This is a genomic window from Brevundimonas sp. 1080 (assembly GCF_040545985.1).
Lineage (GTDB): Bacteria > Pseudomonadota > Alphaproteobacteria > Caulobacterales > Caulobacteraceae > Brevundimonas.
The window spans coordinates 47,233-72,846 of the sequence record NZ_JBEPMW010000003.1 but is presented as its reverse complement, the minus strand read 5'-3'; the positions used below and the strand labels follow the sequence as shown (position 1 = coordinate 72,846).

Annotated in this window: 27 protein-coding genes; 13 read left to right on the top strand and 14 right to left on the bottom strand. The window is 67.8% G+C overall.

The annotated features are described in order from the left end of the window. Positions 1 to 182 precede the first annotated feature (182 nt). A complete protein-coding gene (locus ABIC32_RS10855; RefSeq protein WP_354074170.1) occupies positions 183 to 506 on the top strand; it encodes a hypothetical protein in 324 nt (107 codons plus the stop codon). Positions 507 to 573: 67 nt separating this feature from the next. Here the strand turns inward: ABIC32_RS10855 and gatB are convergent, their stop codons facing one another. The 4 genes from gatB to ABIC32_RS10835 all read right to left on the bottom strand — a co-directional run bounded on the left by gatB (position 574) and on the right by ABIC32_RS10835 (position 4,479). After that, positions 574 to 2,067 carry an Asp-tRNA(Asn)/Glu-tRNA(Gln) amidotransferase subunit GatB gene (gene gatB, locus ABIC32_RS10850; RefSeq protein ID WP_354074169.1) on the bottom strand — a complete coding sequence of 498 codons (1,494 nt, stop codon included), beginning with the start codon at positions 2,065 to 2,067 and terminating at the stop codon, positions 574 to 576. 2 nt (positions 2,068 to 2,069) lie between these two features. Further along, positions 2,070 to 3,548: an Asp-tRNA(Asn)/Glu-tRNA(Gln) amidotransferase subunit GatA gene (gene gatA, locus ABIC32_RS10845; protein ID WP_354074168.1), complete on the bottom strand. Its 1,479-nt coding sequence runs from the start codon at positions 3,546 to 3,548 to the stop codon at positions 2,070 to 2,072. 2 nt (positions 3,549 to 3,550) lie between these two features. Then, positions 3,551 to 3,838 carry an Asp-tRNA(Asn)/Glu-tRNA(Gln) amidotransferase subunit GatC gene (gatC, locus tag ABIC32_RS10840; protein ID WP_039247681.1) on the bottom strand — a complete coding sequence of 96 codons (288 nt, stop codon included), beginning with the start codon at positions 3,836 to 3,838 and terminating at the stop codon, positions 3,551 to 3,553. A gap of 95 nt (positions 3,839 to 3,933) precedes the next feature. After that, positions 3,934 to 4,479: a hypothetical protein gene (locus ABIC32_RS10835; protein ID WP_354074167.1), complete on the bottom strand. Its 546-nt coding sequence runs from the start codon at positions 4,477 to 4,479 to the stop codon at positions 3,934 to 3,936. A 73-nt stretch (positions 4,480 to 4,552) separates the two neighbouring features. On the opposite strand from ABIC32_RS10835, the gene ruvX reads away from it, so the two are divergent. The 4 genes from ruvX to pyrC are packed head-to-tail and all read left to right on the top strand — an operon-like array spanning position 4,553 to position 8,259. Then, positions 4,553 to 5,032, top strand: a complete 480-nt coding sequence (ruvX, locus tag ABIC32_RS10830; protein ID WP_295216840.1) for a Holliday junction resolvase RuvX — start codon at positions 4,553 to 4,555, stop codon at positions 5,030 to 5,032. Further along, on the top strand, positions 5,029 to 5,952 hold the full coding sequence (locus ABIC32_RS10825; protein ID WP_354074166.1) for an AEC family transporter: 924 nt from the start codon (positions 5,029 to 5,031) through the stop codon (positions 5,950 to 5,952). Before ruvX ends, ABIC32_RS10825 begins: the two co-directional genes overlap by 4 nt. 52 nt (positions 5,953 to 6,004) lie before the next feature. Further along, a complete protein-coding gene (locus ABIC32_RS10820) occupies positions 6,005 to 6,988 on the top strand; it encodes an aspartate carbamoyltransferase catalytic subunit (RefSeq protein WP_295193010.1) in 984 nt (327 codons plus the stop codon). Next, positions 6,985 to 8,259, top strand: coding sequence for a dihydroorotase (gene pyrC / locus ABIC32_RS10815; protein ID WP_354074165.1), 1,275 nt, complete (start codon positions 6,985 to 6,987; stop codon positions 8,257 to 8,259). The genes ABIC32_RS10820 and pyrC overlap by 4 nt, the downstream gene beginning before the upstream one ends. Before the next feature lie 8 nt (positions 8,260 to 8,267). Here pyrC and ABIC32_RS10810 read toward each other — a convergent pair whose 3' ends face one another. After that, positions 8,268 to 9,200: a glycerophosphodiester phosphodiesterase family protein gene (locus tag ABIC32_RS10810; RefSeq protein ID WP_354074164.1), complete on the bottom strand. Its 933-nt coding sequence runs from the start codon at positions 9,198 to 9,200 to the stop codon at positions 8,268 to 8,270. 128 nt (positions 9,201 to 9,328) lie between these two features. On the opposite strand from ABIC32_RS10810, the gene plsY reads away from it, so the two are divergent. Continuing rightward, positions 9,329 to 9,967, top strand: coding sequence for a glycerol-3-phosphate 1-O-acyltransferase PlsY (gene plsY, locus ABIC32_RS10805; RefSeq protein ID WP_354074163.1), 639 nt, complete (start codon positions 9,329 to 9,331; stop codon positions 9,965 to 9,967). Next, a complete protein-coding gene (gene dprA, locus ABIC32_RS10800) occupies positions 9,964 to 11,037 on the top strand; it encodes a DNA-processing protein DprA (protein ID WP_354074162.1) in 1,074 nt (357 codons plus the stop codon). Before plsY ends, dprA begins: the two co-directional genes overlap by 4 nt. Here dprA and ABIC32_RS10795 read toward each other — a convergent pair. Further along, complete coding sequence (locus ABIC32_RS10795) at positions 11,034 to 11,228, bottom strand: hypothetical protein (protein WP_313446990.1); 195 nt, start codon at positions 11,226 to 11,228, stop codon at positions 11,034 to 11,036. The genes dprA and ABIC32_RS10795 overlap by 4 nt on opposite strands. Positions 11,229 to 11,366: 138 nt before the next feature. Between ABIC32_RS10795 and topA the strand changes: the two genes are divergently transcribed. Together topA and mutL are read left to right on the top strand one after the other, a co-directional pair. Continuing rightward, the gene (gene topA / locus ABIC32_RS10790; RefSeq protein WP_354074161.1) at positions 11,367 to 13,991 is read left to right on the top strand and encodes a type I DNA topoisomerase; all 2,625 of its coding nucleotides are present in this window, start codon (positions 11,367 to 11,369) and stop codon (positions 13,989 to 13,991) included. Between the two features lie 84 nt (positions 13,992 to 14,075). After that, positions 14,076 to 15,980, top strand: a complete 1,905-nt coding sequence (mutL, locus tag ABIC32_RS10785; protein WP_354074579.1) for a DNA mismatch repair endonuclease MutL — start codon at positions 14,076 to 14,078, stop codon at positions 15,978 to 15,980. A gap of 18 nt (positions 15,981 to 15,998) precedes the next feature. On the opposite strand, the gene ABIC32_RS10780 is transcribed toward mutL, so the two are convergent. Then, positions 15,999 to 17,570, bottom strand: a complete 1,572-nt coding sequence (locus ABIC32_RS10780; RefSeq protein WP_354074160.1) for a TIGR04141 family sporadically distributed protein — start codon at positions 17,568 to 17,570, stop codon at positions 15,999 to 16,001. Between the two features lie 83 nt (positions 17,571 to 17,653). Between ABIC32_RS10780 and ABIC32_RS10775 the strand changes: the two genes are divergently transcribed. Next, entirely contained in the window at positions 17,654 to 18,106 is a 453-nt protein-coding gene (locus ABIC32_RS10775) for a low molecular weight protein-tyrosine-phosphatase (RefSeq protein ID WP_354074159.1), read from the top strand. A 37-nt stretch (positions 18,107 to 18,143) separates the two neighbouring features. Here the strand turns inward: ABIC32_RS10775 and rsmD are convergent, their stop codons facing one another. From rsmD to ABIC32_RS10755, 4 genes are read right to left on the bottom strand one after another with little or no spacing between them, the layout of a single operon-like run. After that, positions 18,144 to 18,719 (bottom strand): 16S rRNA (guanine(966)-N(2))-methyltransferase RsmD, encoded by a 576-nt coding sequence (gene rsmD, locus ABIC32_RS10770; protein ID WP_354074158.1) that lies wholly within the window; start codon positions 18,717 to 18,719, stop codon positions 18,144 to 18,146. After that, on the bottom strand, positions 18,719 to 19,360 hold the full coding sequence (locus ABIC32_RS10765; protein WP_354074157.1) for a TMEM175 family protein: 642 nt from the start codon (positions 19,358 to 19,360) through the stop codon (positions 18,719 to 18,721). The genes rsmD and ABIC32_RS10765 overlap by 1 nt, the downstream gene beginning before the upstream one ends. A 29-nt stretch (positions 19,361 to 19,389) precedes the next feature. Further along, the gene (locus ABIC32_RS10760; RefSeq protein WP_354074156.1) at positions 19,390 to 19,800 is read right to left on the bottom strand and encodes a GFA family protein; all 411 of its coding nucleotides are present in this window, start codon (positions 19,798 to 19,800) and stop codon (positions 19,390 to 19,392) included. A gap of 23 nt (positions 19,801 to 19,823) precedes the next feature. Further along, the gene (locus ABIC32_RS10755) at positions 19,824 to 21,380 is read right to left on the bottom strand and encodes a pseudouridine synthase (RefSeq protein WP_354074155.1); all 1,557 of its coding nucleotides are present in this window, start codon (positions 21,378 to 21,380) and stop codon (positions 19,824 to 19,826) included. Positions 21,381 to 21,392: 12 nt separating this feature from the next. Here ABIC32_RS10755 and tadA point away from each other — a divergent pair, with 12 nt between their 5' ends. After that, entirely contained in the window at positions 21,393 to 21,851 is a 459-nt protein-coding gene (tadA, locus tag ABIC32_RS10750; protein ID WP_199061619.1) for a tRNA adenosine(34) deaminase TadA, read from the top strand. 49 nt (positions 21,852 to 21,900) lie between these two features. Continuing rightward, on the top strand, positions 21,901 to 22,326 hold the full coding sequence (locus ABIC32_RS10745) for an MliC family protein (RefSeq protein WP_082464998.1): 426 nt from the start codon (positions 21,901 to 21,903) through the stop codon (positions 22,324 to 22,326). Here ABIC32_RS10745 and ABIC32_RS10740 read toward each other — a convergent pair. From ABIC32_RS10740 to ABIC32_RS10730, 3 genes are read right to left on the bottom strand one after another with little or no spacing between them, the layout of a single operon-like run. Then, positions 22,323 to 22,910 carry a GNAT family N-acetyltransferase gene (locus ABIC32_RS10740; RefSeq protein ID WP_295195984.1) on the bottom strand — a complete coding sequence of 196 codons (588 nt, stop codon included), beginning with the start codon at positions 22,908 to 22,910 and terminating at the stop codon, positions 22,323 to 22,325. The genes ABIC32_RS10745 and ABIC32_RS10740 overlap by 4 nt on opposite strands. Next, a complete protein-coding gene (gene aroB, locus ABIC32_RS10735) occupies positions 22,910 to 24,016 on the bottom strand; it encodes a 3-dehydroquinate synthase (protein ID WP_295195977.1) in 1,107 nt (368 codons plus the stop codon). The genes ABIC32_RS10740 and aroB overlap by 1 nt, the downstream gene beginning before the upstream one ends. After that, positions 24,013 to 24,579, bottom strand: a complete 567-nt coding sequence (locus ABIC32_RS10730) for a shikimate kinase (protein ID WP_165117140.1) — start codon at positions 24,577 to 24,579, stop codon at positions 24,013 to 24,015. The genes aroB and ABIC32_RS10730 overlap by 4 nt, the downstream gene beginning before the upstream one ends. A gap of 125 nt (positions 24,580 to 24,704) precedes the next feature. Here ABIC32_RS10730 and ABIC32_RS10725 point away from each other — a divergent pair, with 125 nt between their 5' ends. Further along, entirely contained in the window at positions 24,705 to 25,607 is a 903-nt protein-coding gene (locus ABIC32_RS10725) for a site-specific tyrosine recombinase XerD (RefSeq protein ID WP_307511665.1), read from the top strand. The last annotated feature ends 7 nt before the right edge of the window (positions 25,608 to 25,614 follow it).

Below are 25,614 nucleotides of genomic sequence, written 5' to 3'. Positions count from 1 at the left end.
CCCTGCGCTATGCCACAAACGCCGCTTGGCCGAGATCAACTTCAGCAATCATCGCTTGAAACGACTTGAGACCCGCCGGACGAAAATCGGCCGCGATGGGCTCCGACGCTGCCCTTCGTCGCCACTCACGATGACGTCCGGACGCGTTTCCGGATGCCGTTTCAATCGAAGGACATGTCCTGATGAAGATCGCACTGACCGCCTTGGCCGCCTCGATGCTGCTGGCCGGCGCCGCAACCGCCCAGCAAGCGCCCAGCGCGCCGCCGCCTCCGCCGCCCCCGCCGGTCGATCATCAGATTCCGCATCACCCGGCCCCGCCGCCGATCGATCCCGCCGTGCCTGCGCCGCCCGCGCCCCCGGCGCCGCCTCCTGTCGATGACTCTGCGCCGCCCCCGCCGCCTGCACCGCCCGTTCCGCCAGCGCCAACCGACCCGGACGCCCCCGTCCCGCCTGCGCCGCCGGCTCCCCCCGCACCGCCGGCGCCGCCCGTCCCGCCGTCGGCCTGAGCCCGGAAATGAAAAAGGCCCTGCGGATCGCTCCGCAGGGCCTTTGCTTTTCGTTCGACGCCTCGCCTTACAAACCCAGCTTGGCCTTCAGGATGTCGTTGACCGCCGCCGGATTGGCCTTGCCGCCCGTGGCCTTCATGACCTGACCGACGAACCAGCCGATGGCCTGGGGCTTTTCAGCCACGGCCGCCGCCTTGTCCGGATTGGCGGCTATGATCTCGTCCACGGCCTTTTCAATGGCGCCGGTGTCGGTGACCTGTTTCAGGCCGTGCTTCTCGACCACCTCGGCCGGCGAACCTTCGCCGTTCCAGACGTGATCGAACACTTCCTTTGCGATCTTGGACGAGATGACGTTCGTCTCGATCAACTCCACCAGCTGCGCAACGTGCGCCGCCGGCAGCGGGTTCTGGCTGAAGTCCTTGCCCTCGGCCGCCAGGCGCGCCGAAACCTCGTTGGTGACCCAGTTCGACACCAGCTTGGCGTCGCGACCCTTGGCGGCGGCTTCGAAATAGTCAGCCTTCGCCTGTTCCGAGATCAGTACGATGGCGTCGTATTGCGACAGGCCATAGTCCGCCATCAGACGCTTGCGCTTGTCGTCCGGCAGCTCGGGCAGCGACGCCTTGATCTCTGCGATCCAGGCCTCTTCCAGATCCAGCGGCAGCAGGTCGGGATCGGGGAAGTAGCGATAGTCCTGCGCCTCTTCCTTGGACCGCATCGAACGCGTCTCGCCGGCCGTCGGGTCGTACAGGCGCGTCTCCTGAATGATCGAACCGCCGTCCTCCAGGATCTCGATCTGGCGGCGCGCTTCATACTGGATCGCCTGAGAAATGAAGCGGAAGCTGTTGACGTTCTTGATCTCGCAGCGCGTCCCCAGATAGCTGAAGTCGCCCGTCTCCTTGAACTTGTCGTAGTTGCCGGCCCGGCAAACCGACACGTTCACGTCGGCCCGCAGATTGCCCTTCTCCATGTCGCCGTCGCAGGTGCCCAGATAGATCAGGATGGTCCGGATCTTCTTCACATAGGCCACCGCCTCGTCCGGCGTGCGCAGGTCGGGACGCGATACGATCTCCATCAGCGCCGTGCCGGCCCGGTTCAGGTCGACATAGCTTTCGGTCGGCGACAGGTCGTGGATCAGCTTGCCCGCATCCTGCTCCAGGTGCAGCCGCTCGATGCCGACGTTGAAGAAGCTGCCGTTCTCGGCCTCCACCTCGACCACGCCTTCACCCACGATGGGGTAATAGAGCTGGCTGATCTGATAGCCGGTCGGCAGGTCGGGATAGAAGTAGTTCTTGCGGTCGAACTGGCTGCGGCGGTTGATCTGCGCGCGCAGGCCCAGGCCCGTCTTCACCGCCTGTTCGACGCAGTGTTTGTTCAGCGTCGGCAACATGCCGGGAAAGCCCGCATCGACCAGCGACACCTGCTCGTTCGGTCCCGCGCCGAAGCCGACGGCGGCGCCGGAGAACAGCTTGGCCTTCGACGCCACCTGGGCGTGGATTTCCAGGCCCATGACGATTTCCCAATCGCCGGTGCGGCCTTTGATGGTCTTGGTATTGTCGCTCATGCTCACCACCACTTGCCCGGCTTGGCCGTGAAGCCCGCCGCCCGTTCCAGCGCGGCGCCGACCTGGAAGACCGTCGCCTCGTCCAGCGCCTTGCCGATGACCTGAAGCCCCAGCGGCAGGCCGCCGGCGTCCACGCCTGCCGGCACCGAAATGCCCGGCAGGCCGGCCAGGTTGGTCGTCACCGTGAAGACGTCGTTCAGATACATGGTCAGCGGGTCGATCTGCTTGTCGCCCAGCGCGAACGCAGCCGACGGCGTCGATGGCGTCAGGATGGCATCCACCTGGCCCCAGACGTTGTCGAAGTCCTCGGCGATGCGGCGACGCACCTTCAGCGCCTTGACGTAGTAGGCGTCGTAGAAGCCGGCCGACAGCACATAGGCGCCGATGGTCAGGCGACGCTGGACCTCCTTGCCGAAGCCCTCGGCGCGCGAGGTGGCGTACAGGTCGTCCAGCGACTTGAAGTCCTCCGCCCGATGCCCGAACCGCATCCCGTCGTAGCGAGCCAGGTTCGACGAGGCCTCGGCCGGCGCCACGATATAGTAGGTCGGCAGGGCGTATTTGGTGTGCGGCAGGCTGATCTCCACGATCTCGCAGCCGGCGTCCTTCAGCCAGGCCACGCCTTGGTCCCACAGGGTCTGGATCTCGGCCGGCATCCCGTCCACGACATATTCGCGCGGCACGCCGATACGCAGCCCCTTGACCGACTTGCTGACCGATTGCGTCCAGTCGGGCGTGGCGATGTCCAGGCTGGTCGAATCCTTGGCGTCGAACGAGCACATGGATTGCAGCAGCAGGGCCGCGTCCTCGACCGTCTTGGTGATCGGACCGGCCTGGTCGAGCGACGAGGCGAAGGCCACCATGCCGAAGCGGCTGGCGCGGCCATAGGTGGGCTTGATCCCAACCGTGCCGGTAAAGGCGGCGGGCTGGCGGATCGAGCCGCCGGTGTCCGATGCGGTGGCGGCCAGGCACAGATCGGCCGCGACGGCCGAGGCCGAACCGCCCGACGAACCGCCCGGCGTCAGATCGGCGTTGGAGCCGGTCGACTTCCAGGGGTTCTTGACCGGCCCGAAGGCCGAGGTCTCGTTGGACGAGCCCATGGCGAATTCGTCCATGTTCAGCTTGCCCAGCATGACCGCCCCGTCGCGCCACAGATTTGCGGTGACGGTCGATTCATACGGCGGCACGAAGCCGCGCAGCATGTTGGAGCCGGCCGTCGTCTGTACGCCCTCGGTGCAGAACAGGTCCTTGATCCCCAGCGGCGCGCCTTCCAGCGCCCCGCCCTGGCCGGCGGCGATGCGGGCGTCGGACGCGCGCGCCATGTCCATGGCCTTGTCCGCCGTCACCGCGACATAGGCGTTCAGCGTCGGGTTCGAGGCCTCGATACTGGTCAGGAAGGCCTGGGTGATTTCGGCCGAGGTGAAGTCCTTGGCCTTCAGCCCGTCGACGGCGCCCTTCAGGGTCAGTTTCGTCAGGTCGCTCATGACTATTCGACCACCTTGGGCACGACGAAGAAGCCGTCCGCCGACTTGGGCGCATTCGACAAGACCGCATCGACCTTGGCGCCGTCGGTGACGACGTCGTCGCGCAGGCGCAGCGGCTGGGCGACGTTCGAGGTCATCGGCTCCACGCCTTCGACATCCACCTGATCCAACTGCTCGATCCAGGCCAGGATGCCGTTCAGCTCCTGCGCCAGCGGCTCCAGCCGGTCCTCGGGGGTCTTGATGCGGGCGAGATGCGCAACCTTGCGCACCGTCGCAGCGTCGATGGCCATGCGGCCCTCCAACACACAAAATGAAAACGAAGCGGTCGGATTAGCCGCCCGCACTGGGATTCACAAGGATCAGCCGCCCGTCGTCAGGCGTGATCTCACTGCGACGTGCTTACGGACACGGCATCCGGCGGCGTCCCGCCGCTCGGCGGGAAGTCGATCTGCACGGTGCGCTCCACTTTCAGGATGTCGCCGTTCGGCCCCGCCGTGTCCTGACGCACCGCCAGGACCACGCGACCGGCCTTCGCCTCCACGACCTTCCATTCGGCATAGTCGCCCAGAGCATAGGCGCGCCAGCCCTCGGCCGAACCGCCGAACAGGGCGAAATAGGTCACCAGACCATTCACCGCCGGATCGCCGCCCGACAGGCTGAAGACCTTGGCGTTCTGATCCGGCAGGGCCTGCAACTGCGAGACGTCGGCCGCCGTGCCGATCTCTTCGCGTGCAGCGGCCGTGCGCCGTTCGGCAGGCCCGACCGGCTTGGCGGTCGGGGGCGGAGACGCACGCGTGATCGCACTCGGCGTCGGCGCGGCTGCCGCGATCTGAGTATCCTGTGCGGCCGGGGTCTCGGCCGGCGCGTCGGACTGTCCGCACCCACTGAGCACCAGCCCGAAAGCCGTCATCGCCGCTGTCGCCATGCGCATGTCATCGTCCTTCCTGTCGATCGTCTTCACCATCGCCTTTGACTTCGGCCCGCGCCAGTCCTAACCGCAGGCCGTGCCCGTCCTCGACCTCCTCGACCTGCCCGCCGCTTGCCCGCCCGACACGCCGTGGATGGGGCTGGATCTGGGCGAGAAGACCATCGGCGTCGCCGTGTCGGATTCCACGCGCCTGATCGCCTCGCCGCTGGAGTTGGTCCGCAAGTCCAAGTTCACGCAGGAAGCGGAACACCTGTTCAAGCTGATGGCGCATCGCAAGGTTTCGGCCCTGGTCATCGGCCTGCCCGCCAACATGGACGGCACGGAAGGCCCGCGCGCCCAGTCGTGCCGCGCCTTCGCCCGCAATCTGGAGCGGCTGCGGCCCGTCAACATCGCCTTCTGGGACGAGCGGCTGTCCACCAGCGCGGTCGAGCGCTTCCTGATCGAGGATCTGGACCTGAACCGCAAACGCCGCGCCCAGGTCGTGGACCGCACCGCCGCCGCCTGGATCCTGCAAGGGGCGCTGGATCGGGTTCGGGACCAGGCGACCTGGGTTTGACGGCCCTGATCGCCGGCGTCCTGCCGGTCTTTCTGATGATCGCCCTGGGCTACGGCCTCAGAAAGTCCGGTTTCCTGCCTGACGAGGCTTGGCGGCCGATCGAGAAGCTGTCGATCAACATCTTCTATCCCAGCTTCCTGATCCCCGCGATCTGGCACGCCGACCTCGCCGGCGGCGGGGCGACCGTAGCAGGCGCAGCGGCGGTGGGCGCGACCCTAATCGTGGCGGCGGCAACCCTGGCGTCCAAGCCCCTGATCACCCTGGACGGCCCGGCCTACACCAGCGTCTTTCAGGGCGTGATCCGCTGGAACAGCTTCGTCTTCGTGCCGGTGATCCAGTCGGTCTATGGCTCGGAAGGCACGGCGCTGGCCGCCGTCGCCATCGCCTTCATCATTCCCGTCACCAACATCGCCTGCGTCGCCGTGCTGGCGAAATGGGGTTCGCTGCGCCGCGAGCCGTCGGTCGTCGGCCTGACCAAGTCGATGCTGGCCAATCCGATCCTGCTGGCCTGCCTGATCGGCCTGGCGCTGAATCTGTTGCGCGTGCCGTTGATCCCTGGCCTGTCGGATGCGATGGACCTGCTGGGCGCCGCCGCCCTGCCCTTGGGCCTGATCGTCGCCGGGGCGGGTCTGTCCTTCGCCGAAGTCAAACGCCGCCGCACCACCATCGCCGCTGTCAGCCTGGTCAAACTCGGGATCATGCCGCCGCTGATGTGGTTCATCGCCTGGGCCCTGGGCGGCGACAGCCTGGCGCAGGGCATCGCCCTGATCTGCGGCGCCGCGCCCGGCTCGGCCGCCTCCTACATCCTGGCGCGCCAGATGGGCGGCGACGCCCCCCTGATCGCCGGCGTCATCGCCCTGACCACCGTAGGCAGCGCCGTGGTCATTCCCATCCTGCTGGCCCTGTTCCACTTCACCTGACTGGCGCCGCATACTGGCAATGGGAGCGACTCCCGCATATAGCCGCGTCTCGATGACCCAGCCCGCTCAAGTCACCGATCAGACCATCCGCGACCGGCTGGTTCCGTTCCCCAAACCGCACTTCCTGGCCGCATCGGACCTCGATCCGTATGTGACGCCGCAGTTGCTGGACCTGGGCGACGCCTTCGTCGACTTCAATCGCCAGTCGTCCAAAGCCTTGGACCTGCTGCACGGCCGCACGGTCGTGAACCTGTTCTTCGAAAACTCGACCCGCACCAGCTCGTCTTTCGAGATCGCCGCCAAGCGGCTGGGCGCGGACGTCGTCACCATGCCGGTCGCCTCATCCTCGGTGAAGAAGGGCGAAACCCTGATCGACACGGCGGTCACCCTGAACGCCATGAAGCCCGACATCCTCGTCATCCGTCACTCGGCCTCGGGCGCGGCGGAGCTGCTGAGCCAGAAGGTCGGCTGCGCCGTCGTCAACGCCGGTGACGGCCGCCACGAACACCCGACCCAGGCCCTGCTGGATCTGCTGTCCATGCGCCGCGCCTTTGGCGATGTGACCAGCCTGACCGTGGCCATCTGCGGCGACATCACCCACAGCCGCGTGGCCCGCTCGAACGTCGCCATGCTGCAGATGATGGGGGCGCGCGTCCGCCTGATCGGCCCGCCGACCCTGGTGCCCGGCGACGCCGACCGCTGGGGGTGCGAGGTCTTCCATGACATGCGCGAAGGTCTGAAAGGCTGCGACGTGGTCATGATGCTGCGGCTTCAGCTGGAGCGGATGGCCGGCGCCCTGGTCCCCTCGACCCGCGAATATTTCCGCTTCTGGGGCCTGGATCGCGAAAAGCTGGCCTGGGCCAATCCGGGCGCCCGGGTCATGCACCCGGGCCCGATGAACCGCGGCGTCGAGATCGACTCCGACGTGGCCGACGACCTGGACGTTTCCCTGATCCAGGACCAGGTCGAGATGGGCGTCGCCGCCCGCATGGCCGTGCTGGCCTCCCTCTCCGCCCGTTGGGGAGACGCCCGATGACCACCGTCGCCATCATCAACGCCCGTCTGCTGGACCCCGCGTCCGACTACGACGGCCCCGGCGGCCTGCTTATGCAAGACGGTCGCATCAGGCGCGTGATCCACGGCCCGACGCCGGATCTGGCGGCGGACCAGATCATCGACGCCGACGGTCTGTGCCTCGCGCCCGGCCTGATTGACATTCGGGTCAAGACCGGCGAACCCGGCGCCGAGCCGAAGGAGACGCTGAAGTCCGCCAGCCTGGCCGCCGCCGCCGGGGGCGTGACGACCATCGTGGTCCAACCCGACAGCGATCCCGCCGTCGACGACCCGGCCATGATCGACTTCATCCAGCGGCGCGGCGCGGCGCTGAACCTCGTCAACGTCCGCGCCGCAGGCGCCGCGACCAAGGCCCTCGACGGTCAGCGCATGGCCGAGATCGGCCTGATGGACGAGGCCGGCGCCCTGTATTTCACCGACGGCGACAAGGTCATCGTCAACAGCCGCACCCTGCAACGGGTGATGAGCTACGCCGCCGCCTTCAACGCCCTGATCGCCTGCCGTCCGGCCGATCCCTGGCTGACGGAAGGCGCGGTCGCCGCCTCTGGTGAACTGGCCACCCGTCTCGGCCTGTCCGGCAGCCCCGCCATCGCCGAACGCATCGGCCTGGAGCGCGACCTGGCCCTGGTCGAACAGACCGGCGCGCGGTTCCTCGTCGATCAGATTTCGACCGAGGGCGCCTTGGACACCCTGGCCCGCGCCCGCGCCAAGGGGCTGGAGGTCGCTGTCAGCGTCTCGATCAACCACCTGTGCTTCAACGAGATCGACATCGGCGATTATCGCACCTTCTACCGGCTGGACCCGCCGCTGCGCTCCGAAGCCGACCGCCAGGCCCTGATCGAAGCCGTTCGCGAAGGCCTGATCGACGTCATCACCTCCGCCCACGCCCCCGCCCCGGCCGAGGACAAGCGCCGCCCGTTCGCCGAGGCCGCTCCCGGCGCGATCGGCCTGGAAACCCTGCTGCCCGCCGCCCTGACCCTGCATCACGAAGATGGTCTGGACCTGCTCGACGTGCTGCGCCCCCTGACTCAGGGCCCCGCAGCCCTGCTGGGCCTCGACGCCGGCGTGCTGGCCGAGGGCGCGCCCGCCGACCTGATCCTGTTCGACGCCGGTGCCCCCGTCATCATCGACGCCGACGCCCTGCACTCCAAGTCCAAGAACTCCCCGTTCGACGGCCGCCGACTTCAGGGCAAGCTGATCGGAACTTGGGTGGGCGGCCGAAAGGTCTTCTAAGGATCAACTCAGCGCGGCCGCGCGCACGTCGCGGCCTTGGCTACCTCGGCGCGCAGCACCGACTTGACGGCCAGCGGCGTGTCGGTGGCGATCACCGTGACGCCCTGGCGCACCAGATCGCGGTATTCCGAAACGTCCCCGTCGGCGGCGTAGCGGTCGTCACGGCGCACGCCCTCGGCGCCCAGGGTGCCGAACTGAACCTCGACGCCGGCCTCGCGCAGGGCGCGCCACAGCGCCGGACGCTCCTCGCGCGTGCCGGTCCAGGCCAGGATCTGCGCCGGGTTCAGCCCGCTCAGATCCTCCACACCGCTTAGCCCGGCTGAGATCATCATCTCCGGCGCCATGGCCGCCACCGACCGCGCATCGGCGTCATTATAGGTGATCAGGATCACCCGGTTACCGGCCCGCGACTTGCGCACCTGATCGATCACCGCCCGCGCCAGATCGACCGTGGTCTCGCCGTCCGAGGGTTTCAGGTCGATGCTGGCGATGGCCCCCACGCGTCCGGCGGCGTCCAACGCCTCGCCCAGCGTCGGCGGCGCGGCGCGCGTCAGGGCGCCGTTCGACGCCTTCAGCCGCGCCTGTTTCACCTGGGCCAACGTCAGGTCCGCGACCCGGCCGCGCCCCGTGGTCGTCCGGTCCATGGTGTCGTCGTGCATCAGAACCAAATGCCGGTCCTTGGTCAGGACGGCGTCCAGCTCCAGGATCGCATTGGGGATCGAACGGCCTGTCGCCTCGATGGCGGCGATGGAGTTCTCGGGCTGGTCCAGCGCCGAGACCGCCCTGTGCGCCGAGATCGCCACGCCGCCGTCCCGCACGCAGTCAAAATAGGCCGCCATGGCCGGACCCGACGACGGCGCTGGCGCCACCGGCGGCGCCCCGACGCAACCTGTCGTCGAAACCAACAGCAGGCTGGCGGCGGCGGCGGAAATACGGGTCATGGATCGGCTCCGGAAAGACTCGCCGACCAAACGCTGCGCCGATCATCGGGTCAAGAGGTCGGATCGCCCTTGCTCCCGGCCGCCCCGCGACGCATTTTGCCGCAACGACACGCGGGGAGCGAATCAACGTGCAGGATCTAGTGGCCCCGGCTCTCGGGACCTTGGCGCTGGTGGCGCTGGGCGGCTATCTGCTCGGCTCGATTCCGTTCGGCGTGGTGCTCACGCGTGCAGCCGGCGCCGGCGACGTGCGCAACATCGGCTCGGGCAATATCGGCGCGACAAATGTCCTTCGCACCGGCCGCAAGGATTTGGCCCTGGCCACCTTGCTGCTGGACGCCGGCAAGGGCGCGGTCGCCCTGCTGATCGCCCGTCATCTGTTAGGCAGCGAACTGGCCGGCGCCATCGCCGGCGGCGCGGCCTTCCTGGGCCACCTCTTTCCCGTCTGGCTGGGCTTCAAGGGCGGCAAGGGCGTCGCCACCTTTTATGGCCTGTTGCTGGCCGCCGCCTGGCCGCTTGGCCTGATGGCGGGGGCGGTCTGGCTGCTCTGCGCCTTCCTGTTCCGCTATTCGTCACTGGCGGCGCTCATTTCATCGGCGACCGCGCCGCTGCTGGCGCTTCTGCCGCTCGCCGTCGTCGGCCTGCCGGTCAGCCTTCCAATCCTCGCCCTGACCGTCTTCGCCGCCGTTCTGATCTGGGTTCGACATCACCAGAACATCGCCCGGCTGCTGAAGGGCGAGGAACCGCGCATCGGGGCCAAGAAGGCGTGAGCCTGGACCCGGCCGAACGCTTCGCCCGGCTGCGGCTCGCCCGCACCGACCGCATCGGCCCCGTCGCCTTCAGCCAACTGATCAGCCGCTACGGCTCGGCCCTCAGTGCGCTGGACGCATTGCCCGATCTGGTGCGCAAATCCGGCGCAGCCTCCATTCCACCCCCCGTCGAGGCGGTCGAACGCGAGATCGCCGCAGGCGAGGCCATCGGCGCACGCCTGCTGGTGCTGGGCGATCTCGACTATCCCGAAATGCTCGCCGCGCTGGACCCGCCGCCGCCGATCCTGTGGACGCGGGGTCGCGTCGATCTGCTGAACCAGCCCTCGGTCGCCATCGTCGGCGCCCGCATCGCCTCGGCGGGCGGTCAGCGAATCGCACGCGGCCTGGCGCAGCAACTCGGTCAGGCCGGTCATGTCGTCGTCTCAGGCATGGCGCGCGGCATCGACGCCGCCGCCCACGAAGGCGCCTTGGCGACCGGGACTGTCGCGGTCCTGGGCGGCGGGGTGAACGACATCTATCCGTCCGAACACGCCGACCTCTACGCCCGCCTGACGGAACAAGGCTGCGTCGTCTCCGAGAGCCCGGTCGGCGCCCGCGCTCAGGCCCGAGATTTCCCGCGCCGCAACCGCATCATCTCCGGCCTGTCGCGGGGCGTCGTGGTGGTCGAGGCGGAAGTCCGGTCCGGATCCCTGATCACCGCCCGCCTCGCCGCCGAACAGGGCCGCGATGTCTTCGCCGTGCCCGGATCGCCCCTGGATCCCCGCGCGCGCGGGCCCAATGAACTGCTGCGTCAGGGCGCCATCCTGTGCGAGGGGGTCGAGGACATCGACCGCGCCTTCAATACCCTGCGCACCCTGCGCGAGCCGCCTGCCGATCCGATGCGATTCGACGGCGACATCGACGACGCCTTCCTCGACCGCGTCGCCGCCCTGCTGTCGCCGACACCCACCCCGCGCGACGAGATCGCCCGCGCCCTAAACGCCCCGGTGTCTCAGGTCGCCGCGGCCCTGCTGGAACTCAGCCTGACCTGCCGCGCCGATCTGCTGCCCGGCGGTCTGGCTTCTCTTTAGATCGGCGGATGACCCGCCACGCCAGCCGCCTGTTCCAGCAAGCTGGCCAGCCGCACGTCGCCCTCGTCCCGCGCCAGCCGCGCCATTTCCAGCGCCATGGCGCCGATATACTCCCGCGTCGGAAAGGCCGCCGCTTCGATATTCGCCTGGCGATCCGTTTCGCAGGCCGATTGAGGTTGCGCCGTCGCCATGATCGTCTCCGTTGCTAGGACCACAATCTAGCCGGGCCACGCTAAAAAACAACTACCCTAGGGTGTAAGACGTCAGGTGCGATTGACTCACGGCTCCGCTCCAACCACGTTCGCGCCCCTTCCCGAGACCGGACCGTTATGAACCTCGTCATCGTCGAGAGCCCCGCAAAGGCCAAGACCATCAATAAGTATCTGGGCTCGGACTATGAGGTCCTGGCCTCGTACGGCCACGTCCGCGATCTGCCGTCCAAGGATGGCTCGGTCCTGCCCGACGACGACTTCTCCATGCATTGGGAGGCCGACGCCAAGGGCGCCAAACGCCTGTCCGAGATCGCCGAGGCCGCCAAGCGCGCCGATCGCGTCATCCTGGCGACCGACCCCGACCGCGAAGGGGAAGCCATCAGCTGGCATGTGCTGGAGGTGCTGAACAAGAAGAAGGCGCTGAAGGACACAGAGGTCCAGCGCGTCACCTTCAACGCCATCACCAAGTCCGCCGTGCTCGACGCCATGGCCAATCCGCGTCAGATCGACATGGAGCTGGTCGAGGCCTATCTGGCCCGCCGCGCGCTGGACTACCTCGTCGGCTTCACCCTCTCGCCGGTCCTGTGGCGCAAGCTGCCGGGCGCCCGCTCGGCCGGCCGCGTCCAATCCGTGGCGCTGCGCATCGTCGTCGATCGCGAGATGGAGATCGAGAAGTTCAAGGCTCAGGAATACTGGTCCATCGAGGCCGACCTGAACGCCGACAGCCCGCCCTTCACCGCCCGCCTGGTCAAGCACGCCGGCAAGCGCATCCAGCGTCTGGACATCAAGGACGAGGCCACGGCTTCCGCCGCCCGCGCGGCCATCGCCGCTGGCGATTTCACAATCAATGCGGTGGAGAAGAAGCCAGTCCGCCGCAATCCGGCCCCGCCCTTCACCACCTCGACCTTGCAACAGGAGGCGGCGCGCAAGCTCGGCTTCTCGGCCCAGCGCACCATGCAGGCGGCGCAGAAACTGTATGAGGGCGTCGACGAGACCGGCGGCCTGATCACCTATATGCGGACCGACGGCGTCCAGACCACGCCCGAGGGCATCGCCCAGGCGCGCGAGGTCATCAGCCAGGCGTTCGGCCCGGCCTTCGTCCCGCAAGAACCGCGCTATTACAAGACCAAGGCCAAGAATGCTCAGGAAGCGCACGAAGCGATCCGGCCGACCAACATCGCCCGCCATCCCGACAGCCTGCGCCTCGAATCCGATCTTCAGCGCCTTTATGAGCTGATCTGGAAGCGGATGGTCGCCTCGCAGATGGAGGCGGCCCGGATGGACCGCACCACCGTCGACATCGAGACCGCCGACGGCCAGACGGGTCTGCGCGCCACCGGCCAGGTCGTCACCTTCGACGGCTTCCTCGCCGTCTATGAGGAAGGCCGCGACGAAAAGCAGAAGGGCGCCGAAGACGACGAGAGCGACGACACCAGCCGCCTGCCCGCCCTGAAGGAAGGCGCCAAGGCCAAGGTCGACGCCATCCGCACCGATCAGCATTTCACCGAACCGCCCCCGCGCTATTCGGAAGCCACCCTGGTCAAGAAGCTGGAAGAGCTGGGCATCGGCCGCCCCTCGACCTACGCCTCGACCCTGTCGACCCTGCGCGACCGCGAATACGTCCGCGTCGACAAGAACCGCTTCTATCCCGAGGACAAGGGACGGCTGGTCACGGCCTTCCTGGAGCAGTTCTTCAGGAAGTGGGTCGAATACGACTTCACCGCCGCGCTGGAGACCCAGCTCGATGAGGTCTCGGCCGGTCAACTGGACTGGAAGGTGTTGCTGCGCAACTTCTGGCAGGACTTCCACGCCGCGACGCAAGCCGCCGGCGAACTGCGCACCACCGCCATTTTGGACGCCCTGAACGAAAGCCTGGGCGCCCACATCTTCCCGGACAAGGGCGACGGGACCGATCCGCGCGAGTGCCCCCTGTGCCACCAGGGCCAGCTCAGCCTGAAGACCAGCCGCTTCGGCGCCTTCATCGGCTGCGACCGCTATCCCGAGTGCAAATACACTCGCCCCGTCGCCAGCCCGTCGGCTGAGGACGGCTCGGCCGAGAGCGGCGACCGCGAACTGGGCGTCGATCCGGAGACGGGCCAGCCGGTCCAGCTGAAGATCGGCCGTTTCGGCCCCTACGTCGAAATCACGCCGCCCGAGGGCGACAAGCCCAAACGCTCATCCGTGCCCAAGGGCTGGTCGCCGGCCTCGCTGACGCTGGACCAGGCGCTGCGCCTGCTAGCCTTGCCGCGCGAGGTCGGGGTGCACCCCGAGGACGGCAAGATGATCACGGCGGGCCTGGGCCGTTACGGCCCCTTCGTCCTGCACGCCGGCACCTACGCCAATGTGTCGGACATCGACGAGGTGTTCGAGGTCGGCCTGAACCGCGCCGTGGCCCTGCTGGCCGAGAAGCGCGCCGGTCGTCCCGGTCGCGGCGCGGCGACAGCCCCGCTCAAGGACCTGGGCGCCCACCCGGAAACGGGCGAGCCGATCCACGTCATGGCCGGCCGCTTCGGGCCCTACGTCAAGTCCGGTAAGATCAACGCCACCCTGCCGAAGGGCACGGCGCCCGAAGACCTGACCCTGGAAGACGCCCTGCCACTGCTGGCCGCCAAGGCCGGCGCCGCGCCCAAGAAGAAGGCGCCCGCCAAGAAGGCCGCCGCTCCGAAAAAGGCCGCCGCCAAGAAACCGGCCGCCAAGAAGGCTCCGGCGAAGAAGGCCGCGAAGTCCAAGACCGAAGACTGACGCTCGACGTCTCCTCCCCGCAGCGTCGGGAGGAGACGAAGCCTCATGGCGCGAATCCCCGCCGCGCCCTATCTTCGCCTGCTCATGCCCATCCGCCGCCTTTCCCCCGAAACCGTCAATCGCATCGCCGCCGGCGAGGTGGTCGAGCGGCCGGCCAGCGCCATCAAGGAACTGGTCGAGAACGCCCTGGACGCCGGCGGGCGCAATATCGAGATCCAAGCCGACGGCGGCGGCCTGTCGCGCATCCTGATCGCCGACGACGGCAAGGGCATTCCGCGCGAAGAACTGCCCCTGGCCATCGAACGCCACGCCACCTCCAAGCTGGAGCCCGACGACGCCGGCGACGTGGACCTGCTGCGTATCCACACCCTGGGCTTCCGGGGCGAGGCCCTGCCCTCCATCGGCTCGGTCGCCCGCCTGTCCATCACCACCCGCTCGCGTGACGCGACCGACGCCTGGGCCATCACGGTCGAGGGCGGCGAGACCCGTCCCCTGGCCCCCGCCCCCTTCCCCGGGCCGCATGGCGCGCGGGTCGAGGTGCGCGACCTCTTCTACGCCACCCCTGCCCGGCTAAAATTCATGAAGTCCGAGCGGTCCGAGGCCATGGCCATCTCCGAGGAGATCAAGCGCCAAGCCATGGCGCACGAGGCCGTCGCCTTCACCCTGTCGCTGGACGGCAAGGTCACGCTGCGCCTACCCGCCGAACATCCGGGCGACGAAGGCCGTCTGAAGCGGCTGTCCGCCCTGCTCGGCCGCGACTTCGAGGCCAACGCCCTCTTGATCGATCAAGAGCGCGACGGCGTGCGCCTGTCCGGCTATGCCGGGCTGCCCACCTATTCGCGCGGCAATGCGGCGCATCAGTATCTGTTCGTCAACGGCCGCCCGGTGAAGGACCGGCTGCTGCAAGGGGCCCTGCGCGGCGCCTACGCCGACTTCCTGGCGCGCGACCGGCACCCGGCCGCCGTCCTCTTCCTCGACATCGATCCGCTCTATGTCGACGTCAACGTCCACCCGGCCAAGGCCGAGGTCCGGTTCCGCGATCCGGCCCTGGTGCGCGGCCTGATCGTCGGCGCCCTGCGCCACGCGCTCCACGCCGCCGGCCACCGCGCCTCAACAACCGTCGCCGCCGACGCCCTGTCCAGTTTTCAGGCGGGTTTCCAGCCCCACACCGGCGTCGCATCCGGCCCGGCCTACAGCCCGAGCGCCCCGTCGGCGCAAGGGTTCAGCGGCTGGACCGGCTGGTCCCAGCCCGCTGCGGCCGCGCAGGTTCTGCCCGGCCTCAACGAACGCAGCGCCCGCGTCGAATCCGGCTGGGACGGCCCGTCATGGCCCCAGCAGCCGACCGCGAGCGATCCATCCGCTCACGACTCACGACTCACTCTTCACCCCGCCCCCGCCGACCCCCTCGACTACCCCCTGGGCGCCGCGCGGGGGCAGCTCCACGCCAACTATATCGTCGCCCAGACCCGAGATGGTCTGGTCATCGTCGATCAGCACGCGGCGCACGAGCGGCTAATCTATGAGCGGATGAAGGCCCAGATGGCCGAGGGGGCCGTGACCCGCCAGGCCCTGCTGACGCCCGAGGTGGTCGATCTGGACCCCGCCGAGGCCGAACGCGTCGCCGGGCGGGCCGAGGAACTGGCCGAGATGGGCCTGATCGTCGAGGCCTTCGGCGCCGGCGCCGTCCTGGTGCGCGAGACCCCCGCCATGCTGGGCGACACCGATGTTCAGGGCCTGATCCGCGACATCGCCGATGATCTGTCCGAACATGGCCAGGCCCTGTCGCTCAAGGAACGCCTCGCCGCCATCTGCGGCACCATGGCCTGCCACGGCAGCGTCCGCTCCGGCCGCGTCCTCTCGGCGCCGGAGATGAACGCCCTTCTCCGCCAGATGGAAGCCACCCCCCACTCCGGCCAATGCAACCACGGCCGCCCCACCTATGTGGAGCTGAAGCTGCACGATCTGGAGAAGCTGTTCGGGAGGCGGTAGACGCAAAGTGGGCACAGCTCAAGCTGCGGCAGGCTGGACACTTTCTATCTTGAGCTTGGTTACTTTGAAGCCAAATCCCATTTCAAGGCGGCGACGCGCGTTGCGGAGGCTAACTTTACTGAAGAACGGGATTTCTAGCGGTCGTCCCGGTGGCATTATTATAGCAAAAACAACCTCATGATCGCTCGCTGACGGCCGTGCATTCGTGTCAGCTAGCTTGCGATTATGCGGCAACTTCTCGTTGAGTTTATCTCGGAAATCTGGAGCAGACACAAACAGCTCACCGGATACCAAGCCTTGGTTGAAGAGGTGGCTGAGTTGGGCCGAACCGCTGTATTTCTTGACGTGAACGAGCCGGTTGTCCGCCGTGAAAATATCGCAGAACTCAATACTGCTGTGCCCCCCGCCATGGGAAATCATATTGGCATCCAGGCAACAGGCTCCATCGAGCGTGAGAGTAGCGGCCTCATTGTATGCCCCTTCACGCCCGCTCTCGAACGCTGGCAAAATCAAATCGCTCTCCGCCATGCCGTCAAAGTCAGCCAACACTCCTTCAGTGAAATCGGCGGCAATTTCATACCATTTCCCGTTGTTCAGGATGAACATGCCGTCTGGCAGTTGCGCTTCTGCGTAGAGGCACCGGTATGCGTTCCAAGATTCCGTCGGCTTATCGTCTTTTGCCGAAATTGCGTGCACCCGCTTGGCTTTAATGTCTGCCAGCGAAGGTGCCTCGTCGAATATTTCCAAGAATTCGGACGTTTCGAGATCCGCCTTTAGAGCAGGTCGCTTTGCACCCCCATATCGAAACCCAGCAACATCGGCCCAATCAATGATGCTTGGGGGTGCCATCCATATCTTTTCGATGTCGTCAGCAGCGATCCGACCGACAAGCCAATCATCCAGTTCAGCTATCTTGCCACTATCTCGAACATCTTTGATTTGGTCGATCCACTCAAAGCCTGACGCGCGGTAGGCATCGCTCTCATACAGGTCGAGAAGGACAGGGAGGTATTGCTTTACATCAGTCAGATCGACCTTAACAGAAAGCGCCAGAGCATCACGACCAGTGATCGTTTTGCCTAGACGTGGATCGCTGGACCGTCCTGTAACGGAGTTCAGTAGGTCCTGCTCTATGTCAATCCCGAAGCTCGATGCATCAACCTCTCGGCTCATCTGCTCGCGCGACTGTTTGGGAACGGCTCCCAGCGCCGTTTTGTCGATACTTCTTAAGTTATTACGTTCAACGCTGTTCAGAACAACCTTCAGGCCAAATCGCTCTTCAACTGCACCGTCTGCAATCAGATGACGGCCGTGACCAAAAACGAGCGCAAAAATACGAGGTTCGACTTCGCGCTCGACCTCTACCAGCAGAACGCCTTTCGAACTCGCGGTACGAAAGTTAAAGTGGTCGTCCAAAGATCCGCCAAAAAAGTCTGCGGTCCAGTCTGGTGAACGGTCAAAGGAATTTTGACCGTAGAAGGTGCCTACACCATCAATGACGTGTCCAGCCATGTCAGGCACGATGTCTTCGAGTGCTTTGAAGCTGTCTTTGATTAGACAGATCGACAGCCGATTTGTTTTTTCTGCCATAGCGTCAACCCTCCCACGCGGGACGCTACGTCACAGCAACCACAGATAGCAATACCCAAGCTTTGATAGGGAGAAGTAGCCCGATGCCCTCAATCCTTTTCGTCTGCCTCGGCAACATCTGTCGCTCCCCCCTCGCCGAGGCCGCCCTGCGCGCCGAGGCTGAGCGGCTCCGCCTCGATCTGATCGTCGATTCCGCCGGGACCGGGGACTGGCATGCGGGCGAGGCGCCGGACCCGAGGGCGCAGGCGACGGCGCGGCGGCATGGGGTCGAGATTTCGGGGTTGAAGGCGCGGCAGGTGACGCAGGCGGACTTTCGCCGCTTCACCCATGTGATCGCCCTGGACCATGAGAACCTGAAAAGCCTGCGTCGCCTGCGGCCCGACGATGCGACCGCTGAGCTCAGCCTGCTGCTCGACCACGTCGCCGGCCGCGAGGGTCAGGCCGTCGCCGACCCCTATTTCGGCGACGACGACGGGTTCGAAATCACCTGGGCCGAGGTGACGGCCGCGGCGCGCGGCCTGGTCGCCAAACTGTAACCCTCCCCTCTCCCGTTGGGAAACGGGCAGCGTCGCCTCACTCTGCTGTCGGCGAAACCTTCAGGAACAGCACCCTGGCTGCGCCATAGTCGCGCGCGTCCAGCCGCTGATAGCCGGGGGTGTCGATCTCCGGCTCGTCCGACCCGCGCTCGAACACCACAAGGGCGCCGGGCTTGAGCCAGTTTCCCTCGATCAGCCGCGCCAGCGTCTGCTCCCCCAGCCCCTTGCCATAGGGCGGGTCCAGAAACGCCAGGTCGAACGCCTCGGCGATCGGGCCGGGCCGCACGCCCAGGTCCGTCGCGCTCCTGCGGTGCACCCGCGTGCGTCCCATCAGCCCATAGGCGTCGGCGTTCTCGCGGATCGCGCCGCGCGCCCCGTCGTCCGTCTCGACGAACAGGCAGAAGCCCGCGCCCCGGCTGACAGCCTCGAACCCCAGGGCGCCCGACCCGGCGTACAGGTCGATGACCCGCAAGGCTTGAAGGCTCTCGCCCCAGGCGGCGTGTTCCAGCACGTTGAATACGGCCTGGCGCGCGCGGTCCGAGGTCGGGCGTGTGCCCTGCCCCTCCGGCGCGACGATGGCCCGGCCCTTCAGGCTTCCGGCGACGATCCGCATCAGGCGGCTCCGCCAAAGCGCCGTCCGACCCACACCCGTCCGGCGATCAGCAGCCCCAGCGCCAGCGCCGTCGCGGCCGCCAGCAGCCCCACGCCCCGCGCCATCAGAAAGAAGCTCAGCGCGCAGGCGAGCCCTGGCATCAGGGCATGGGTCACGACCACCGTGGCGCGCACCGCCCAATGCGGTCGCGGCCGGATCGCATCGGTCACGAAGGCGGCCCAGCCATAGGCGCCGGCGTGCATCACGCCGACCAGGGCCACCAGGCTCAGATAGATCCAGGCCCCCTCGCCGTTACGCGGCTGTTCGTAGAGCAGGGTCGTGGCGAACGGCATCAACACCACCCCGGCCAGGGCCAGCATATTGAAGATCATGACCCCGTTGCTGAAGCCGATCATGCGCGCGAACACCCGCCGGTGCGTGTTCCAGAAGACGCCGATGATGGCGAAGCTCAGCGCAAAGGCGGTGAACATCGGCCACCGCTCGGCCCACAGGCTGGCCCACTGTCCGTTCCAGCCTTCGGGCACATGCAGTTCGATGGCCAGCAGGGTGATGGCGATGGCGAACACCCCGTCCGAGAACAGCAGCAGCCGTTCCAGGCTGTGATCGCCCTTCGCCGGGCTCAGGTCCGCTGTCGTCGTCATCGCCATTCCCCCTGTCGCAACCCTTCTCGTCAATCCTGCGGCGACGCGAACTGCGCCCACAGCTCGTCCGTCGTCAGGCGCGGCCGCTCGCCCGCCAGCGCATAGGTCGCCGGTTTGCTCTCGATGCAGAACTCATCCTCAAGGGCGAAGACCGACGGATCGTCGAACGCCTGGGCCGAGACCATGGTGATGGCCCCGTCGTTCGAGCGCCAGAACAGGCCGGTCCCGCAGGCGGGGCAGAACTGCCGCGTCGCCCAGTCGGACGACACATAGGTCGCCACCTCGCCCGTGACCTCCACGCTGTCGCCGCAGTCCACGCTGAACAGGATGCCGCCCGACTGCCGCCGGCAGGTCGGGCAGTGGCAGGCGTGCATCCCGCCGTTCGGCGTCGCGGTGAAGGTGACGGCGCCGCACAGGCACCGCCCGGTCGAGATCGTCATCGCTCAGTCCTCGGCGGCGATCCTCAGCGGGGCGTGCGCGGCTTGCCGCCTGGCCCGCGTCCGCTCGTTCCAGACGGACCGGCCGGCTTGCCGGCGCCGCCCGTGCGAGGCTTGAAGTCGCGGCCGCCGCTCGGCTTTCCGCCGGGACCGCCTGCGCGGGGGCCGGAGCCGGCGCGTCCCGCCGGTTTGGCGCCGGGCTTGCCGCGCCGATCGTCGATGAACTGGTCGTCGCGCGGCTTGAAGGCGCGCTTGGGCCGGTCGCCATCCTCACGCGCCGGGCGGTCGCTGGCGGGCGCGGTGCGTTCGCGCGGCTTGAAGCTCTTGGAATGCTCGAACCTAGGCGCGGCCTTGGCCCAGCCTTCCTTCTTGGGCGGACGCTCGCGGCGCTCGACCGCATCGGCCTGGGCCGTCTCGGCGGCGCGGACGCGGCTGGGCTTGCGCGACGGGTCCGACATGGCCGAACCCGACCGGCCCTTGACGATGGGCGTCGAGACCCGACGGCCGGGGATGGGCGCGGGCGTTTCGACCGTATTGCCGGTCGGCAGGTTCTCGGGCCGGATGTAGTCGGCCAGCAGCTCGCGGATCACGCGCGGCCCGACCTCTTCCACCGATCCGACCGGCAGCACGTCCAGGCGGAACGGGCCGTAGGCCAGGCGGATCAGCCGGTTGACCGTCAGGCCGACGGACTCCAGCACCTTCCTGACTTCGCGGTTCTTGCCCTCGGTGATCGACACCGAGATCCACAGGTTCGCCGGCGCCTTGCCGTCCTCGGACTTGGACTCCTTGGCCTTGTCCAGCTTGGCCTCGATGGGACCATAAGAGACGCCGTCCACGACCACGCCGTCCTTTAGCGCGTCTAACTGCTCCTGGGTGATCTTGCCCCGCGCCCGCGCCCGGTACTGACGCACAAGCGAGGTCGATGGCAGCTCCAGCGCCCGGCTCAGTTCGCCGTCGTTGGTCAGCAGCAGCAGGCCTTCGGTCGCCAGGTCCAGCCGCCCGACCGAAATCACGCGCGGCAGACCGGCCGGCAGGGCGTCGAACACCGTCGGTCGTCCCGTCGGATCGCTGTGGCTGGTCAACAGGCCCGCCGGCTTGTGATAGCGCCAGACCCGCGTGGCCTGGGTCGAGCCGATGGGCTTGCCGTCCACGGTGATCACGTCGTCGCGCGTCACCAGGGTCGCGGGCGTGTCCAGGATGCGGCCGTTGACCGCCACCTTGCCCAGACCGATCAGCCGCTCGACCTCACGGCGCGAGGCGATGCCGGCGCGGGCCATGGTCTTGGCGATTCGCTCGGCGCGCAGAGGCGTGTCCGTCGTCTTGGACTTGCCGTCCTTGCCGCCCCCATCGCTGCGCGGCTTGTCGGTGCGGGGCCGGTCGCTGCGGGGCTTGTCGCTGCGGTGGCGGTCGGCCTTGTCGCCGAACCGCTTGGCGCCGTCTTCGCGAGGGCCGCGCGGCTTGTCGCCGAATGATCTCGTCCCGTCGCCGCTCTTGCGGGGACCGGAGGATTTAAAGGGCCGGGGCGACCGTTCGTCTTGACGGGCGCGGGGCTTCTTGTCGTTGTCGTCTGTATGGCGGACCATGATGAGCGGTTCATGCGCATGGCGCTGGACCAAGCGCAAGCGGCGGCGGACGCAGGAGAGGTGCCCGTGGGCGCAATTCTTGTCGATCCTGCCTCAGGTGAGGTAATTTCGACCGGCGCCAATGGTCCGATTGCGGCTCGCGACCCCACCGCCCATGCCGAGATCGTCGCCATGCGGCGCGCGGCGACGGCGCTGGACAACTATCGCCTGACCGGCCTGACCCTCTATGTGACGCTGGAGCCCTGCGCCATGTGCGCCGGGGCCATCAGCCACGCCCGCATCGGCCGCGTGGTCTGGGCCGCCGACGATCCCAAGGGCGGCGCCGTCATCCACGGCCCCCGTCTGTTCGAACAGCCGACCTGCCACTGGCGCCCGACCACGGACTCAGGCCTTCTGGCGGGCGAGGCTTCGTCGCTGCTCAAGTCGTTCTTCCGCCTGCGACGGGGAACGGCGACAGGCGGCGCACGTTAGAACGCCGCGAAAGCGGCGCCGTTGGGCGGGGCCGTGGAGGGAAAAGACCTTGTTCAAGCCGGATCTGCCGCAGTCGATCGTCTTCAGCGGCTTGGCCGCCCTGGCCCTTCTCACCGCCTGCGGCGCCGATCCCGACAAGGCTCCGCGCACCGGCGACGAGGTCAAGGAACGCGCCATCCAGGCCCAGACCGCCCGCCAGCGCACCGGCGCCGAAATCCAGGACCGCACCCTGAACCGCGTCGTCCACACCGTTTATCTTTGCGACAATGGCGAGCGTCTGTCGGTCGATTTCGACAACCCGCGCCAGATGGCCACCATCCGCAATTCGTCCGGCGAGGCCATCGATCTGTATCAGGAGCGCGCCGCCGACGGCATCTGGTACCGCGCTTCCAACGTCGAACTGCGCGGCAAGGGCGTCCTCGCCACCTGGTCCGTCGAAGGCCGCCAGCCGACGGAATGCCGCGCGGTCGACTAAACGAACGCCGCCAGTCGCTGGTCCAGTCTCGCGCGCACCTCGGCCCAGCCGTCGTCGATGACGGCGAACATGGCGGTGTCGCGCGCCCGGCCGGTCCAGGTGATCTTGTGCTTGCGCAGCAAGCCTTCGGCCTTGGCGCCTAGTTTCAGGATGGCGGCCTGGCTCTGGGCGTTGACGGCGTCTGTGATGATCTCGACCCGCACTGCGCCGGCGTCGAAGGCGTGGCCCAGCAACAGCCGTTTGCAGGCCGGATTGATCGCCCCGCCCCGCGCCTCCGGCCGATAGAAGGTCGAGCCGATCTCGCAGCGGCGATAGGCGGGGTTGATCTCATACAAGCTGGTCGTCCCGACCACCGCCCCGTCCGAGCGCCGCCGCACCGCATAAGCGATCCGCGTCTGCGCCTGCATCGCCGCCAGCGCAGCCTTCCACCAGGCGTCGAAATGATCGCCATAGGCGGGCGCGACCATGATGCCCCAGGCCTCGGGATCGCAATCCAGCGCGGCCTTGACCTCGGCTTCCAGTCCTTCCTCGAACGGCTCCAGCCGCACGAAGCGATCCTCCAGAGGGACCGAGGCGATCTGCATCACGCGATCGCGCCTTCCTCGACCAGGAAGGCCCGCACCTTGGCCGCATCCATGCCCTTGGCGACGAAGGCCTGGCCGACGCCGCGCGCCAGGATCAGGGTCAGCGCCCCGCCCTCGGCCTTCTTGTCTCCCGCCATCAAGGCCAGCAGACGGTCGGCCGCGAACGATCCCGCCTGATCCAGCCGCGTCGGCAGACCCGCCCCCGCGACCACCGCCTCGACCCGCGCCACGTCGTCCGCAGAGCACAAGCCCTCACGCGCCGAATATCGGAAGGCCATGCAGCAGCCGAGCGCCACCGCCTCGCCGTGCGCCAGCGCGCCTTCGTCGAAGCCGACCTCGGTCTCGATCGCATGGCCGAAGGTGTGACCCAGGTTCAGCAGGGCGCGTCGCCCCGCCTCCTTCTCGTCCTCGCCGACCACCGCGCTCTTGATCTCCACCGAGCGGATCACCGCCCGTTCCAGCGCCGCCGAATCGCCCTTGGCGCCCGCAGCCCCCTCGCCTGACAGCCAGTCGAAGAAGGCCGCGTCGCAGATCAGCCCGTGCTTCAGCACCTCGGCCCAGCCGGACCTCACCTGGCGTTCCGGCAGCGTGGCCAGCACGTCGATATCCGCCAGCACCAAACGCGGCTGATGGAAGGCGCCGACCAAGTTCTTCCCGCGCGGCGTATCGATGGCCGTCTTGCCGCCGACGGAAGAGTCGACCTGGGCCAGCAAAGTCGTCGGAATCTGCACGAAATCGATGCCGCGCATGAACAGGGCCGCCGCCAAACCGGCCAGATCGCCGACGACCCCGCCGCCCAAAGCGATCACCACATCCTTGCGATCCAGACCTATCTCCAGCAGCCGGTCCAAGACGCGCTCCAGCTCGGCGAAGGACTTGGAACCCTCGCCTGCCGGCACGGCCACGATCTCGCTGGTCACGCCCGCCGCCGTCAGCGACGCGATCAGGGTCTGGGCATGGAGACCCGCAACCGTCTCGTCGGTGACGATGACCGTCCGCCCCTTGGCCAGCGGCGCGATGTGTGCGCCGGCCTGCGCCAGCAGCCCGCGTCCCACCACGACGTCATAGGCGGCAAAGGCCCCGCCGCTGACCGGAATGATCGTCATTGCGGGGTCTCCGTGCGTCGTCTCTGGCGCCAGTGTCGGCGCAGGTTCTTGTGAATGGCGTCCACCGCTTGGCCGTGCGAGCCCTGCCCGACGTCCACGGTCACATCGGCCTCGCCGTAAATGGGATAGCGCGCCTCGGCCAGGCCCGTCAGAACCTCCAGCGGATCCTTGCCCCGCAGCAGGGGCCGCGTGTCGCGCCGCGCCACCCGTTCCGCGATGACCGCCAGATCGGCCCTCAACCAGACCGTGTCGGCCTTGGCTTTCAGCAATGCCCGCGTCTCCGGGTTCATCATCGCCCCGCCGCCGGTCGCCAGCACGATGGGCGGGCCCTCCAGCAGGCGGCGGATCACCCGCGCCTCGCCCGCGCGGAACTCGGCCTCGCCCAGCGCGGCGAAGATTTCCGACACCGTCATCCCGGCCGCCGCCTCAATCTCCACATCCCCGTCCGCAAACGGCAATCGCAGCCGATTGGCCAGCCGACGACCGACCGACGATTTGCCCACCCCCATCAGGCCGACCAGGGCTATGGTGCGGGTCGGACCCGGATTCGCGCGCCGCCTCATCCGGCGGCTCCGGCGGAACGGTCGGTCGAGAGGAAGGCGAAGGCGGCGGCGCGGGCAGGCATGATCCAGAAAACCTCTACACCAAGCCTGACCTTGCGCCAGTCGTTCGGGCTGCGGATCGGCGCATGACGCCCCAGATCGAGGCCTTTCTGGAGATGATGGCGGTCGAACGCGACGCCTCGCCCCATACGCTGTCCGCCTATGGCCGCGATCTGGCGGACGCGGAGATGGCGCTCTCGGACGCCGGCGGATTGATGAAGGCCGACGCCGAGGCAGTCGAGGCCTGGTTCGCGGATCTGTCGCGGCGCGGTCTGTCCGCAGCCACCGCCGCCCGTCGCCGCTCCTCCGCGCGGCAGTTCTACCGCTTCGCCCTGGCCGAAGGATGGCGCACCGACGACCCCTCGCGCCGCCTTGACGCCCCCCAACAGGGCCGGTCCCTGCCCAAGGTGTTGAGTCGCACCGAGATCGACGCCCTGCTGGCCGCCTCGGCCGCCCGTGACGCGGCGGCGGGCCTGCGCCTGGTCGCCCTGGTCGAGATGGCATACGCCTCCGGCCTGCGCGTGTCCGAACTGCTGGGGCTCAAAGTCGAGGCCGTTCGGCGCGACCCCGCCTATCTGATAGTGCGCGGCAAGGGCGGCAAGGAACGGCTCGCCCCCCTCAACGCCGCCGCCCGCCAAGCGATCAAGGCCTGGCTCGTCGCGCGCGACGCGAAACGCAAGCCTGAGGCACCCGACAGTCCCTGGCTCTTCCCCTCCTCCGGCCGCACCGGCCATCTGACCCCGCGCCGTTTCGCCCAACTGCTGGATGAGGCGGCGATCACGGCCGGCATCGACCCCGCCCGCGTCAGCCCCCACGTCCTGCGCCACGCCTTCGCCACCCATCTGCTGGAAGGCGGCGCGGACCTGCGCGTCGTCCAGACCCTGCTGGGCCACGTCGATATCGCCACGACCCAGATCTACACCCACGTCGCCACCGATCGCCTGGCCCAGGTCGTCCAACAAAACCACCCCCTGGCGCGCGACGACTGAACCCCCG